Here is a 13,719-nt window from a genome sequence, read left to right as displayed (position 1 = left end):
GGGAGCGGTGATGCTGGAGGAGTTGCTGCCCCCGCAGGTGGCGGCGGTCGAGGCGTTCACGGACCCGGCCGAGCCGCCGGTGCTCTTCCCCGAGGAGGAACGCCACATCGCGCGGGCCGTCGACAAGCGGCGCCGCGAGTTCTCCACCGTGCGGGTCTGCGCCCGCGCCGCGCTGGAACGGCTCGGCGCGCCGCGCGTTCCGCTGGTGCCGGGGGAGCGGGGGGCGCCGGACTGGCCGGACGGCTTCGTGGGGAGCATGACGCACTGCCAGGGCTACCGGGCGGCGGCCGTCGCGCGGGCCGGGGAGATGGTGAGCGTCGGGATCGACGCCGAGCCGAACGAGCCGCTGCGCGAGCGCGGGGTGCTGGACACCATCGCGCTGCCGCGGGAGCGGGCCGCGCTGGCCGGGCTCGCGGCGCGGCGGGCCGGGGTGAGCTGGGAACGGCTGCTGTTCAGCGCGAAGGAGAGCGTCTACAAGGTCTGGTTCCCGCTGACGCGGCGCTGGCTGGACTTCGAGGAGGCGCTGATCGACATCGACCCGGACGCGGGCACGTTCACCGCCCGGCTGCTCGTGCCGGGCCCGGAGGTGGACGGGGTGCGGCTGCCCGGCTTCACCGGCCGCTGGCTGGCCCGTGACGGGCTGCTGGTCACCGCGATCGGCCTGGCCCGCGGCCCGGCGCCCGCGCCGCCGGAGCCGCGCGACGCGGCCGACGGCGAACTCGCCGGGGCGGCTTCCTGGGGGAGGGGCGAGACAGCTGTGGGGGTGTTCAGCCGATGACCGTGATCCGGTCGGCCGCCGGGGCGGCGAGCGGGGCGGTCGCGGAGGAGTGGGCGGTCAGGTAGTCGGCGAGAACGGCCATGTCGTCCGCGCCGACCAGCGGATCGGTGCCCTGCTTCAGGGTGGGAAAGCCGTCGCCGCCGCCCGCCAGGAACGAGTTGACCGCGACCCGGTAGGTGGCCGCCGGGTCCAGCGGCTGCCCGCCGACCCGGACCGAGTCCGCCACGATCCGGTCCGCGCCGGTCCGGGTGAGGTCCAGGGTGTAGGTGAGGCCCTCGGACGGCTGGAGGATCTTGGGCGCCGCCTCGTTGGCGCCGCTGACCTGCTCCCGGAGCACCTGGAGCAGGTGGGCGCCGGTGAGGTCCACCAGGTTGACCGTGTTGGAGAACGGCTGGACCGCGAAGCCCTCGCCGTAGGTCACCACCCCGTCGCCCTCGGCGCCGGACGCCGCGTACACCAGGTCGGTGCGGATGCCGCCGGGGTTCATCAGCGCGATGTCGGCCGACGGGTCCAGCGACCGGGCGTGCGCGAGCTGGGCGTCGGCGATCAGGTCGCCGAGCGGGAACTCGGGGGTCCCGGCGCCACGGCCGCTGATGTCCTCGGAGATCCAGCCGATGGGCCGGTTGGCGACGGGCGCGGCCAGCTCGTTCCAGTACGCGATCAGCTCGGTCAGGTCGGGCGCCCGCTCCTGCTGCCGGTCCACCACGCGGTTGGTGCCCTCGACCGAGGCCCGCACGATGTCGTCGGTGCGGAGGTCGTAGGCCATGTTCAGCTCGGTGAACAGGCGGCCGTTGGAGGCGGCGGAGGTGACCAGGCGTTCGTGGCCCGACGGGTCGGGGATGGTGCACACGTACGGCTGGTGGGTGTGGCCGGTGACCAGCGCGTCGACGTTCGACGACGTGCGCTGGGCGATGTCCACGATCGGGCCGGACAGGCCGCCGGCCGGGCCGTCGCAGTCGTGGTTGTACGCGGGGGCCGCCGGGTAGCCGCCCTCGTGGACGAGGGCGACGACCGCGTTGACGCCGCGCCGTTCGAGCTGGGCGGTGTACTTGTTGATCGTCTCGACCTCGTCCAGGAAGTCGATGCCCTCGATGCCCTCCTGGGTGACGATGTCGCCCGTGCCCTCCAGGGTGACGCCGATGAAGCCGACCTTCACGCCGCCGAGGTTCTGGATGCTGTAGGGCGCGAGGATCGGGCGGCCGGTGTCCTCGTGGACGACGTTGGCGGCCAGGTAGGGGAAGTCGGAGCCCTCGAACTCGCGGCCCTCGGCGTAGCAGCCGTCCACCGGGTGGCAGCCGCCCTCCTGAAGGCGGATCAGCTCCTCCCAGCCCTCGTCGAACTCGTGGTTGCCGACGCCCGCCACGTCCATCTCCAGCGCGTTGAGCGCCTCGATGGTGGGCTCGTCGTGGAACAGCCCGGACAGCAGCGGGGTGGCGCCGATGAGGTCGCCGGCCGCGACGGTGAGCGAGCGGCGCTCGCCCTCGCGGGCCTCGCGCAGGCCGGTGGCCAGGTACTCCACGCCGCCGGCGGTGAGCTGGCTGGTGGTCCCGTCCGGGTGCTCGTGGATCAGCGTGCCGTTCGAGCCGGTGGGCGGCTCCAGGGCGCCGTGCAGGTCGTTGATGGCGAGGAGCTGGAGGTCGACGGTCCGGCCCGGCGTGCCGTGCCCGGCGGGGTCCGCGGCCTGGGCGGCGGGCAGGGCCACGGCGAGCGCCCCCGCGACCGCGAGCCCGGCCGCCGCCGCGGTCAGCCTGTACTTCCGTGCGTGCATGAGTCCCTCTCGGCGATCGGGGCATGACAATTTCCCGTCCGGCCGCACCCTAGTGGCTACGCGCGTAGCGTGGCAGGGGGCCTCGCGTAACAAGGAGATGAAAGGTCGGTCGGCCGACCGCGCTCCGGTCCAGCCCCTAAAGTCGCTTTCATGAGTGACGTCATGGTGCGGGACCAGGTGACGGAGGACGAGCTGCGCGAGGCGTGGGCGCTGATCGAGGCGGCGGCCACGGCGGACGGCCAGAGCGCGGTGTCGGAACAGGGCAGGCTGCTGCTGCGCGGCGGCGCCCGCGAGGGCGTGAAGCACCTGCTGATGCGCGGAGGCGCGGGCGAACTGGTCGGCTACGCCCAACTGGACGGAAGGGACCCGGTGGAGGCCCCCTCCGGCGAACTGGTCGTCCACCCCCAGCACCGGGGCCGCCGGTACGGCCGGGTGCTGGGGGAGGCGCTGCTGACCGAGTCGGGCCACCGGCTGCGGCTGTGGGCCCACGGCGGCTACCCGGCGGCGCGGCACCTCGCGCAGATGCTGGGCCTGACGCTCTTCCGGGAGCTGCGGCAGCTGCGCCGCCCGCTGGGCGGGCTGCGGTCGCTGGCCGGACCGGACCTGCCCGCCGGGGTGCGGGTGCGGACGTTCGTGCCCGGCCGGGACGAGGAGGCGTGGCTGTCCGTCAACGCGGCGGCGTTCGCCCACCACCCGGAACAGGGCTCGCTCACGCGCGAGGACCTCGACGCGCGGATGGCGGAGCCGTGGTTCGACCCGGACGGCTTCTTCCTGGCGGTGCCGGAGGACGACGAGGACCGGATCCTCGGCTTCCACTGGACGAAGCCGCACACCGGGCAGGGCCTGGGCGAGGTGTACGTGCTCGGCGTCTCCCCCGACGCCCAGGGCACGGGCCTGGGCCGCGCCCTGACGACGATCGGCCTGCGTCACCTGGCGGAGAACCCCGCCCTGTCCACGGCGATGCTGTACGTCGACGCGGACAACACCCCGGCCCTGCGGGTCTACGAGTCCCTGGGCTTCCGCACGTTCGAGACGGACTTGATGTACCGGACGGAGACGTAGCCCCCCGCCGGGGCGGGCCATGGCCGCGCACGCGCCCCGGGCCCGACCGCACCGCCGGCCGTCCCGGCTCCCCCGGGGCACCGGCCGCGAGCGCCTCCGCCGCCTCGCCCGCCCCCTGGGCCGCTCCCGCAGGGGGGAGGCTGCCTCGCCGTCCGCGTGTCGGCGGCGGGGCTCGTCCTGCGGCCGGTCCGGCGGCGGGACGGCCGCCCTCCCGGTTCGGACCACTGGCAACGGTTCTCTCCGGGACGGTCCCGTCGCACGGGAAGGTCGCCCTGCCGTGGTCTGTCGGCGGTGGTGTTTCGCTCCGGGACGGACCCGCAGCCGCAGGGCCGCCTGGCCGTCGCCCTGCCGGCGGCGGTTCTTCCCTCCGGGACGGACCCGCAGCCGTGAGGCGGCCTCCGCCTCGGTCTGCCGGCGGCCGTTCTTGCCGGGGTCGGTCCGGTCGCGGGAAGGTCGCCTTGCCGCCTGCGTGTGGCGGTGGTGGTGCGTCCCCCGGGACGCTCCCGCAGCGGGGAGGCTGCCTCCCCGCTGGACCCCTGGCATGGTTCTCCGCGGGAGAGTCCGGTGGCGGGGAGATGGCCTTGCCGTCTGCATACGGCGGCGGTTCTTCCTTCCGGGACGGACCCGCAGCCGCAGGGCCGCTCTGCCGTCCGTGTGCCGGCGGGGGCGGCTCTCCTCGCCTTGGTCCGTGCCGGGCCGGTCTCCGCCGTTCCCATGCGTCCGGGGTCGGCGGTGGCCGCCCCGGAAGCGGTGCGCGTCTCTCCGGACGCCTCGCCGAGGCGGCCCGGCCAAGGGCGACCGGCCGTCGTGGCGTTCCCGCTCCCGGCCGGAGGCGGGGTGCGCGGGCCGGTGGCTGTTTCCGGGTGGCGGGGTGGGGTGGGTGGGGCGCGGGTACGCTCCCGGCGTGGAACGTCGTCGGAGCGGTGGCCCCCTGGGCGAGGCGGAGCGGGAGCGGCTGGGCAGAGCCGTGGTGGAGGACGGGTGGTCGCTGCGGCGCGCGGCGGCCCACTTCGGGGTGTCGGTCAGCACCGCCAAGCGCTGGGCCGACGAGGCCCGCGCGGCCCGTCCCGGCGCCGCCGTTCACCTCTCTGACGTGCCCCGTTCTCCGGAAACGCGCGAGAATGGGGGTATGAGCCAGGAAACGCGGACCCTGTCCCCTTACGCGGTGCCCCAGCCCGCCGAGCCGAGCGAGCGCGCCGAGCCCGAGTCCGCCCCGGAGGTGGCCGCCGAGCCCGTGTCCGGGCCGGTGACCGAGCCCGCGCGGCCCCAGGAGGCCGAGCTGCCGGAGGAGCGTTTCCTGGACCGCGAGCGGAGCTGGCTCGCGTTCAACGAGCGGGTCCTGGAGCTGGCCGAGGACCCCACGACCCCGCTGCTGGAGCGGACGAACTTCCTGAGCATCTTCGCCAGCAACCTGGACGAGTTCTTCATGGTGCGCGTCGCCGGTCTCAAGCGCCGCATCGCCACCGGCGTGGCCACCCGCACCCTCACCGGCCAGGCGCCGCGCGAGGTGCTGGAGACGATCTGGGCCATGGCCAGGGAGCAGATGACGCGGCACGCCGCCTGCTACCAGAAGACGGTCCGGCCCGAGCTGGCCGAGCAGGGCATCCACCTGCTGCGCTGGCCGGACCTCACCGAGCAGGAGCAGATCGAGCTGTTCTCGCTGTTCCGCAAGAAGATCTTCCCGGTCCTCACCCCGCTGGCCGTCGACCCGGCGCACCCGTTCCCCTACATATCCGGGCTCTCGCTCAACCTGGCCGTCGTCGTGCGGAACCCGGCCAGCGGCCACAAGCACTTCGCCCGCGTGAAGGTGCCGCCGCTGCTGTCCCGTTTCCTGGAGGCGTCGCCGCAGCGGTACGTGCCGGTCGAGGACGTCATCGCCGCGCACCTGGAGGAGCTGTTCCGGGGCTACGAGGTGCTCGCGCACCACGTGTTCCGCGTCACGCGCAACGAGGACCTGGAGGTGGAGGAGGACGACGCGGAGAACCTGCTCCAGGCCCTGGAGAAGGAGCTGCTGCGCCGCCGCTTCGGCCCGCCCGTGCGCCTGGAGGTCGAGGAGTCGATCGACGACGAGGTGCTGGACCTGCTGGTCCGCGAGCTGAAGATCCGCCGCGAGGAGGTCTTCTGCGTGCCCGGCCCGCTGGACCTGACCGGGCTGAAGTCGATCGCCGCGCTGGACCGGCCGGAGCTGAAGTACCCGAAGTTCGTGGCCGGCACCCACCGGGACCTGGCCGAGGTGGAGTCGGCGTCGGCGCCCGACATATTCGCCGCGCTGCGGACCCGCGACGTGCTGCTGCACCACCCGTACGACTCGTTCTCCACCTCCGTGCAGGCGTTCCTGGAGCAGGCCGCCGCCGACCCGGACGTGCTGGCGATCAAGCAGACCCTGTACCGCACCTCCGGCGACTCCCCGATCGTCGACGCGCTCATCGACGCGGCCGAGTCCGGCAAGCAGGTGCTGGTGCTGGTGGAGATCAAGGCCCGGTTCGACGAGCACGCCAACATCAAGTGGGCGCGGAAGCTGGAGGAGGCCGGCTGCCACGTCGTCTACGGCCTCGTCGGGCTGAAGACGCACTGCAAGCTGTCCCTCGTCGTCCGCCAGGAGGGCGAGGAGCTGCGCCGCTACGCCCACGTCGGCACGGGCAATTACCACCCCAAGACCGCGCGGTTCTACGAGGACGTCGGGCTGCTGACCGCCGACCCGGCGGTGGGCGCCGACCTGTCGGACCTGTTCAACCGCCTGTCCGGGTACTCCCGGCGCGACAACTACCGCCGTCTCCTGGTCGCCCCGCGCTCGCTGCGCGAGGGGCTGGTCACCCGCATCCGCCGCGAGGTGGAGCACCACCGGGCGGGCCGCCCCGCCTCGGTCCGGATCAAGGTCAACTCGCTGGTCGACGAGACCGTCATCGACGCCCTCTACCGCGCCTCGCAGGCCGGTGTCCCGGTCGACGTGTGGGTGCGCGGCATCTGCGCGCTGCGCCCCGGCGTGCCGGGCCTGTCGGAGAACATCAGGGTCCGCAGCGTGCTGGGCCGGTTCCTGGAGCACTCCCGCGTCTACGCCTTCGGCAACGGCGGGGAGAACGAGGTCTGGCTCGGCAGCGCCGACCTCATGCACCGCAACCTGGACCGCCGCATCGAGGTGCTGGTCCGCGTCGCCGACCCGGCCCACCGCTCCGCGCTCACCCGGCTGCTGGCCACCGGCACCGCCGACTCCACCGCGTCCTGGCACCTCGCGCCGGACGGCTCGTGGACCCGGCACGCGACGGACGCGGAGGGCAGACCGCTGCGGAACGTGCAGGAGATGCTCATCGAGTCCCGGAGGAAGCGGCGTGGCACAGCGGGCTGAGGCGGGGGCGGACTGCCGCGACGACGAGGTGGTGCGCGCCGCGGGGTGCGTCCTGTGGCGCCGGGCGGCGGACGGCGGCGTCGAGGTGGCGCTCGTGCACCGGCCCCGCTGGGACGACTGGTCGCACCCGAAGGGCAAGCTGCACCCGGGCGAGACCCCGGCCGACGCCGCCCGCCGCGAGGTGCGCGAGGAGACCGGCATGGAGTGCGTGCTCGGCACGTCGCTGCGCGCCGCCCAGTACGAGGCCAGGGGGCGGCGCAAGGAGGTCAGCTACTGGGCGGCGGAGGCCACCGACGGCGCCTTCGTGCCCAACGGCGAGGTGGACGAGCTGCGCTGGCTCCCGCCGGACGAGGCCCGCGCCCAGCTCAGCCACCCGGGCAACCGGGCCCTGCTGGACGAGGCGCTGACCGCCCTTCAGCTCTCCTGAGGCGGCTCTCCCGGCCCGTTCCGCTGCCGCCCGGCGCCACCGCCGCCCAGGCGACGGTGACCTCGCCCTGCCGCCAGCGGCGCGGGCCGTCCGCGAGCGGCCAGTCGGCGGCCAGCGACCGCACCGCGCGCACCCACCGCTGGCGCGCGCCGAGCGGGCCGTAGGGCGCGGCGGCGGCCCAGGCGCGGTCGAAGTCGCGCAGGAAGCGGTGGACGGGCTCGCCGGGCACGTTGCGGTGGATCAGCGCCTTCGGCAGCCGCTCGGCCAGCTCGGACGGGGCCGCCAGCGTCGCCAGCCGGGCGGCGAACGTCACGGTCCTGGGCCCCTCCGGGCCGAGCGCCACCCACACGTGGCGGCGGCCGATCTCGTCGCAGGTGCCCTCCACCAGCAGCCCGTCCGGGGCCAGCCGGGCGCACAGCCGCGCCCACGCGCCCGCCACCTCGGCCTCGGCGTACTGGCGCAGCACGTTGGCGGCCCGGATCAGCAGCGGGCGCTCGCCGCCGGGCAGCGGCAGCTCGAAGCCGCCGTGCGCGAACCGCAGACCGGGACGGGCGAACGGCAGCGCCGCCGCGACCCGCTCCGGGTCGATCTCCAGCCCGGTCACCCGGGCGTCGGCGCGGACCCGGCGCAGCCGGTGCAGCAGCTCGACGGCGGTCCACGGCGCGGCGCCGTAGCCGAGGTCGACGGCCAGCGGCGGGGCGGGGGAGCGGCGCAGCGCGGGGGCGTGGACGGCGGCGATCCAGCGGTCCATGCGGCGCAGCCGGTTGGGGTTGGTCGTCCCCCGCGTCACGATCCCCTCCGCCATGCGCCCGAGCGTAACGGCCGCACACCGGGCGAACGCCTCGGGGGAAAGGGAAGAATCCAGGCCGTGGGATAGTTGCACGAACGACGTGTGAACGGCCAAGGACGCGAAGCAGGGACGGGAGCCGGGACGGATCCCGTCGTCCTGGAGGAGGCTCGGTGCCGAACATCCGGCGGATCGCGATGCTCAGTGTGCACACCTCACCGCTCCATCAGCCCGGCACCGGCGACGCGGGCGGGATGAACGTCTACATCGTGGAGCTGTCGCGGCAGCTCGCGGCGCTGGGCATCGAAGTCGAGATCTTCACCCGCGCCACCTCCGGCACCCTGGACCCGGCCGTCGAGCTGGCGCCGGGCGTGCTGGTGCGGCACGTCGACGCGGGGCCGTACGAGGGGCTGAGCAAGGAGGACCTGCCCGCCCAGCTGTGCGCCTTCACCCACGGCGTGATGCAGATCTGGGCGGCGCAGCGGCCCGGCTACTTCGACCTGGTGCACTCGCACTACTGGCTGTCCGGGCACGTCGGCTGGCTGGCCGCCGAGCGCTGGGGCGTGCCGCTGGTGCACGCGATGCACACCATGGCGAAGGTGAAGAACGCGGCGCTGGCCGCCGGGGACACCCCGGAACCGGCCGCCCGCGTCATCGGCGAGACCCAGATCGTGCGCGCCGCCGACCGGCTGGTCGCCAACACGGCGGAGGAGGCGGCCGACCTGGTCCGCTTCTACGACGCCGACCCGGGGCGCACGGCGGTGGTGCACCCGGGTGTGAACCTCGCCACGTTCCACCCCGGGGACGGCCGCGCCGCGGCCCGCGCGCGGCTGGGGCTGCCACCGGGCGCGTTCGTCCCGCTCTTCGCCGGCCGCATCCAGCCGCTGAAGGCGCCCGACATCCTGCTGTACGCGGTGCGCGAGCTGCTGGACACCGACCCGTCGCTGCGGTCCCGGCTGGTGGTGCCGGTGGTCGGCGGGCCCAGCGGCACCGGCCTCGCCCGCCCGGAGCGCCTCCAGAAGCTCGCCGCCCGGCTGGGTGTGGCCGACGTCGTGCGGTTCCGGCCGCCGGTCTCGCAGCACGGGCTCGCGGACTGGTACCGGGCGGCGAGTGTGCTGGTCATGCCGTCGTACAGCGAGTCGTTCGGCCTGGTCGCCGCCGAGGCGCAGGCGTGCGGCACGCCCGTCGTCGCGGCGGCGGTCGGCGGCCTGCCGGTGGTGGTGCGGGACGGGGCGACCGGCTTCCTGATCGAGGGCCACGACCCGGCCGACTACGCCCGCGCGCTGCGCCGCCTCGCCGCCGACCCCGCGCTGACCGCCCGGCTGGGCGCGGCGGCGGCCCGCCACGGGCGGAGCTTCGGCTGGGACGCCACCGCCGCCGACATGCTCACGGTCTACGGAGCGGCCGTCGAGGCGCGCCGGTTCACCCGGACCGGAATACGATCGGCCCATGGCTGATCCGCGGCAGATCGTCGAAGACTCGTTGCGCGACTCGGGCGCCGAGTGGGAGTCCCCCGCCCCCGGGCACTACGTGGTGACCCTCCCGGGGACCAGAAAGCTGTCCACGACGTGCTCCCTGGTGCTGGGGCGGCACTCCCTCTCGGTGAACGCCTTCGTGATCCGGTGCCCCGACGAGAACCACGCGGGCGTGCACCGCTGGCTCCTCGAACGGAACACCCGCCTGTACGGCGTGGCGTACGCGATCGACCGGCTCGGGGACATCTACCTGGCGGGCAAGCTCCCGCTGGCGGCCGTCACTCCGGAGGAGATCGACCGGATCCTGGGCACGGTGCTGGAGAACGCCGACGGGCCGTTCAACACGCTGCTGGAGCTGGGCTTCGCCTCGGCCATCAAGAAGGAGTACGCCTGGCGCACGGCCAGGGGCGAGTCGACCCGCAACCTCGACGCCTTCGCCCACCTGACCCGGCCCTCGTCCTGACCGCCGCGGGGGCGCCCCGGCGCCCCCCGGCGGGCCCGGCCGCCCGGCCCGGAAGTCACGGCTCCGGGCGGTACCGGGCCGGGAGGCGCTGCTCGGCCCAGATGACCTTGCCGTCCGGCATGTAGCGGGTGCCCCACCGGTCAGCGTACTGGGCGACGAGGAACAGTCCCCGGCCGCCCTCGTCCGTGGTGGCGGCGTTCCGCAGGTGCGGCGAGGTGCTGCTGCCGTCCGCCACCTCGCAGATCAGCGCCCGGTCGCGCAGCAGCCGGGCCCGGAGGGGTCCGCTGGAGTGCCGCAGCGCGTTGGAGATCAGCTCGGTCAGGATCAGCTCCGTGACGAACGCCATGTCGTCCAGGTGCCACTCCGCCAGCTTCCGTCCCACCGCGCCGCGGATCCCGGAGATCGCCGCCGGGTCGGTCGGCAGGTCCCAGACGGAGACCCGGTCCGGTGGCAGCACCCGGGTGCGGGCGATCAGCAGCGCCACGTCGTCGTCCGGCGGGTCCGGCAGCATCGCGTCGAGCACCGCGTCGCACATCTCCTCGGGCCCGGCCGGGGCGCCGGCCAGCGCGGCGCCGAGCAGTTCCAGGCCGGTGCCGATGTCCCGGTCCCTGGTCTCGATCAGGCCGTCGGTGCAGAGCACGATGCGGGTGCCCTCGGGCAGCCGCAGGTCCGTCGTCTCGAACGGCGTCCCGCCGACGCCCAGCGGCGGCTGCGCGGGCAGCTCGGGGAAGACCACCGTGCCGTCCGGGCCGACCAGGGCGGGCGGCAGGTGCCCGGCGCGGGCCATCACGCAGTGGCCGTCGACCGGGTCGTACACCGCGTACAGGCACGTCGCGCCCGTGACCAGGCCGGCGCCCGCCGTGCCCGCCTCGTCCCGGTCGACGCGGTCGGCCAGCTCGTCCAGGCGGCCCAGGAGCTCGTCGGGCGGCAGGTCGAGGGCGGCGAAGTTGTGCACCGCGGTCCGCAGCCGGCCCATGGTGGCGGCGGCGTGCAGGCCGTGCCCCACGACGTCCGCGACGACCAGCGCGACGCGGGCGCCGGAGAGCGGGATCACGTCGAAGAAGTCCCCGCCGACCGCCTGCGCCGGGCGGTAGCGGTAGGCCGCCGTCACCGCGCTCTGCCCGGGGAGCCCGCGCGGCAGCAGGCTCCGCTGGAGCGTGGCGGCCATGTCGTGCTCGCGCGTGTAGCGGCGGGCGTTGTCCACGCAGACCGCCGTGCGGTTGGCGAGCTCCACGGCGAGCGTCAGGTCGTCGCTGTCGAACCGCTCGCGCTCCCCGCCCCGCCAGAACGCCGCCAAGCCCAGCACGACGCCGCGCGCGTGCAGCGGGGCGGCCACCACCGAGTGCAGCCCGAAGTCCAGGAGGCGCCGCTCGTGCTCGCTGTCCCCGAGCCGCCACCAGTCGCTGCCCGCCAGGTCCCGCTCCAGCACCGCCCGCCCGTCCCGCAGGTCCCGCACCTGGGCCGAGTCCGGCCTGACGGTCAGCGGCTCGTCGACCGAGTACAGCGGATGGTCGCTCCTGACCCCACCGGCCGCGACCCGGCGCAGCCGGGTCAGGCCGTGCGCGTCCTCGCCGCGCAGCACGGGCGCGGCCAGGTCCACGGTCACGTAGTCCGCGAAGTCCGGCACGGCCACCTCGGTCAGCTCCTCCGCCGTCCGGTACAGCTCCAGCGTGGTGCCGATGCCGACGCTGGCCGCGTACAGCAGCGACAGCCGCCGCTGCGCCGCCTCCGCCCGGCCGGACAGCGCCCGCATCTCGGTGGTGTCGCGGACGGTGGTGACGGTGGACGGCGGTCCGGGCGGGCCGGGGATCCGCCGGTGGTTGACGGCCAGCAGCCGGCCGCCCGCCCGGTGCACCTCGTCGGTGACGTCGCGGTCGGTGGCGCTCAGCAGCTCGGCGGTCGCCGGGTCGAGGGCCAGCTCGGTGACGGGCCGCCCGGTGCCGTCGGGCGGCAGGTCCAGCAGCCGCCGCGCCTCGTCGTTGGCCAGCACCAGCCGTCGCTTCTCGTCCAGGATGAGCACGCCCTCGCGCACCGATCGCAGGACGGCGTCGCTGCGTTCGTACATGCGGGTGATCTCGGCCGGGCCGAGCCCGTGGGTCTGGCGCAGCAGCCGCCTGCTGAGCAGCGCCGCGCCGCCGGTCGTCAGCACGAACGCGCCCAGGGAGGCGACCAGCAGCAGCGGCATCTCGTCGCTGAGCATCAGGTCGACGTGCTCGACGGTGACCCCGGCGCTGACCATGCCGACGACCGCGTCGTCCGCGTCCCGGACGGGCACCACGACCCGGTACGCGCGGCCCAGGGAGCCCCGCGAGGAGTCCTGGACCGTGCGGCCCGCGCGGACCTCGGTGAGGTCGGCGGTCATGTTCCGCTCGCCGACGAGATCCGGGTTCGGGTGGGAGTAGCGGACGCCGTCCAGGTCCATCACGACGACGAAGGTCACCCCGGCCCGCTTCCTGAGGTCCTCGGCCCGTGGCTGGAGCACCGCGGCCGGATCGGGCGCGGACAGCGCCTCGGCGGTGCCCGGCGACTCCGCGAGCGCCCCCGCCACGGCCCGCGAGACGGCGTAGGCCGAGTCGGTCTTCTCCTGCCGGGCCTGGAGCACCAGCGCGGCCACGGCGGCGGCCACCAGCAGGGTCACGGTCACGACCTGGAGGAGGAACATCTGCCCGACGACGCTGTGCGCGCTCAGCACCGAGCGCGGGGACGCCCCGCCTCGCCGACGCCGGAGAAATGTCCTCATTGCTCTCTTTTGTACCCCGCGCGAACTCCGGGCCGCATCCGCCCGCCGCACCGGGCTCGTCTAATCTCGGTCCATGGCCGACGCACCGTACAAGCTGATCCTGCTCCGCCACGGCGAGAGCGAGTGGAACGCGAAGAACCTGTTCACCGGCTGGGTGGATGTGAACCTGACGGAGAAGGGCGAGAAGGAGGCGGTCCGCGGAGGTGAGCTGCTGAAGGACGCCGGGCTGCTCCCCGACGTCCTGCACACCTCCACCCTGAAGCGCGCCATCCGCACCGCGAACCTCGCGCTGGACGCGGCCGACCGTGCCTGGATCCCCGTGCGCCGCTCCTGGCGGCTCAACGAGCGGCACTACGGCGCCCTCCAGGGCAAGGACAAGGCCGCCACCCTCGCCGAGTTCGGCGAGGAGCAGTTCACCAAGTGGCGGCGCTCCTACGACACCCCGCCGCCGGTGCTGGCCGACGGCGCCGAGTGGTCCCAGAGCGACGACCCGCGCTACGCGGCGATCCCCAGCGAGGTCCGCCCGCGCACCGAGTGCCTGAAGGACGTCGTCGTCCGCATGCTGCCGTACTGGTACGACGCCATCGTCCCCGACCTCAACACCGGCCGGACCGTGCTGGTCACCGCGCACGGCAACAGCCTGCGCGCCCTGGTCAAGCACCTGGACGGCATCTCCGACGACGCCATCGTGGGCCTGAACATCCCCACCGGCATCCCGCTGCTGTACGAGCTGGACGCCGACTACCGCCCGGTCACCCCCGGCGGCACCTACCTCGACCCCGAGGCCGCCCGGGCCGCCATCGAGGCGGTCAAGAACCAGGGCAAGAAGTAGCGCCCCGCCCCGCCGAGCCTAGAGCCTGCCGGGCGGCGGTCTCC

Annotated in this window: 10 protein-coding genes; 7 read left to right on the top strand and 3 right to left on the bottom strand. The window is 74.7% G+C overall.

Translation table 11 applies throughout. From position 1 onward, the window contains the following. The first annotated feature begins 10 nt into the window (after positions 1-10). A complete protein-coding gene (locus ACSNOC_RS14490) occupies positions 11-778 on the top strand; it encodes a 4'-phosphopantetheinyl transferase family protein (RefSeq protein WP_436747819.1) in 768 nt (255 codons plus the stop codon). On the opposite strand, the gene ACSNOC_RS14485 is transcribed toward ACSNOC_RS14490, so the two are convergent. Next, positions 768-2,546 (bottom strand): bifunctional metallophosphatase/5'-nucleotidase, encoded by a 1,779-nt coding sequence (locus ACSNOC_RS14485; RefSeq protein ID WP_436747818.1) that lies wholly within the window; start codon positions 2,544-2,546, stop codon positions 768-770. The genes ACSNOC_RS14490 and ACSNOC_RS14485 overlap by 11 nt on opposite strands. Positions 2,547-2,696: 150 nt before the next feature. Here ACSNOC_RS14485 and mshD point away from each other — a divergent pair, with 150 nt between their 5' ends. The 3 genes from mshD (at position 2,697) to ACSNOC_RS14470 (ending at position 7,378) form a co-directional block, all read left to right on the top strand. Then, on the top strand, positions 2,697-3,608 hold the full coding sequence (mshD, locus tag ACSNOC_RS14480) for a mycothiol synthase (protein WP_436747817.1): 912 nt from the start codon (positions 2,697-2,699) through the stop codon (positions 3,606-3,608). Between the two features lie 1,129 nt (positions 3,609-4,737). After that, complete coding sequence (locus ACSNOC_RS14475) at positions 4,738-6,951, top strand: RNA degradosome polyphosphate kinase (RefSeq protein WP_436747843.1); 2,214 nt, start codon at positions 4,738-4,740, stop codon at positions 6,949-6,951. Further along, on the top strand, positions 6,935-7,378 hold the full coding sequence (locus tag ACSNOC_RS14470; RefSeq protein WP_436747816.1) for an NUDIX hydrolase: 444 nt from the start codon (positions 6,935-6,937) through the stop codon (positions 7,376-7,378). The genes ACSNOC_RS14475 and ACSNOC_RS14470 overlap by 17 nt, the downstream gene beginning before the upstream one ends. On the opposite strand, the gene ACSNOC_RS14465 is transcribed toward ACSNOC_RS14470, so the two are convergent. Beyond that, complete coding sequence (locus ACSNOC_RS14465) at positions 7,317-8,183, bottom strand: class I SAM-dependent methyltransferase (protein WP_436747815.1); 867 nt, start codon at positions 8,181-8,183, stop codon at positions 7,317-7,319. The two genes, ACSNOC_RS14470 and ACSNOC_RS14465, sit on opposite strands and share 62 nt — an antisense overlap. Positions 8,184-8,362: 179 nt before the next feature. Here ACSNOC_RS14465 and mshA point away from each other — a divergent pair, with 179 nt between their 5' ends. Continuing rightward, positions 8,363-9,622 carry a D-inositol-3-phosphate glycosyltransferase gene (gene mshA, locus ACSNOC_RS14460; RefSeq protein WP_436747842.1) on the top strand — a complete coding sequence of 420 codons (1,260 nt, stop codon included), beginning with the start codon at positions 8,363-8,365 and terminating at the stop codon, positions 9,620-9,622. Further along, positions 9,615-10,103 carry a YbjN domain-containing protein gene (locus ACSNOC_RS14455; protein ID WP_436747814.1) on the top strand — a complete coding sequence of 163 codons (489 nt, stop codon included), beginning with the start codon at positions 9,615-9,617 and terminating at the stop codon, positions 10,101-10,103. The genes mshA and ACSNOC_RS14455 overlap by 8 nt, the downstream gene beginning before the upstream one ends. A 55-nt stretch (positions 10,104-10,158) precedes the next feature. Here ACSNOC_RS14455 and ACSNOC_RS14450 read toward each other — a convergent pair whose 3' ends face one another. Continuing rightward, positions 10,159-12,843 (bottom strand): SpoIIE family protein phosphatase, encoded by a 2,685-nt coding sequence (locus ACSNOC_RS14450; protein ID WP_436747813.1) that lies wholly within the window; start codon positions 12,841-12,843, stop codon positions 10,159-10,161. Positions 12,844-12,916: 73 nt separating this feature from the next. Between ACSNOC_RS14450 and ACSNOC_RS14445 the strand changes: the two genes are divergently transcribed. Further along, entirely contained in the window at positions 12,917-13,675 is a 759-nt protein-coding gene (locus tag ACSNOC_RS14445) for a phosphoglyceromutase (RefSeq protein ID WP_436747812.1), read from the top strand. The last annotated feature ends 44 nt before the right edge of the window (positions 13,676-13,719 follow it).

The organism is Streptomyces sp. URMC 129, assembly GCF_051386415.1.
Taxonomy (GTDB): Bacteria; Actinomycetota; Actinomycetes; order Streptomycetales; family Streptomycetaceae; genus Streptomyces.
Note: the sequence above shows the minus strand (reverse complement) of the source record. Positions and strands in the feature narration are given on the sequence as shown.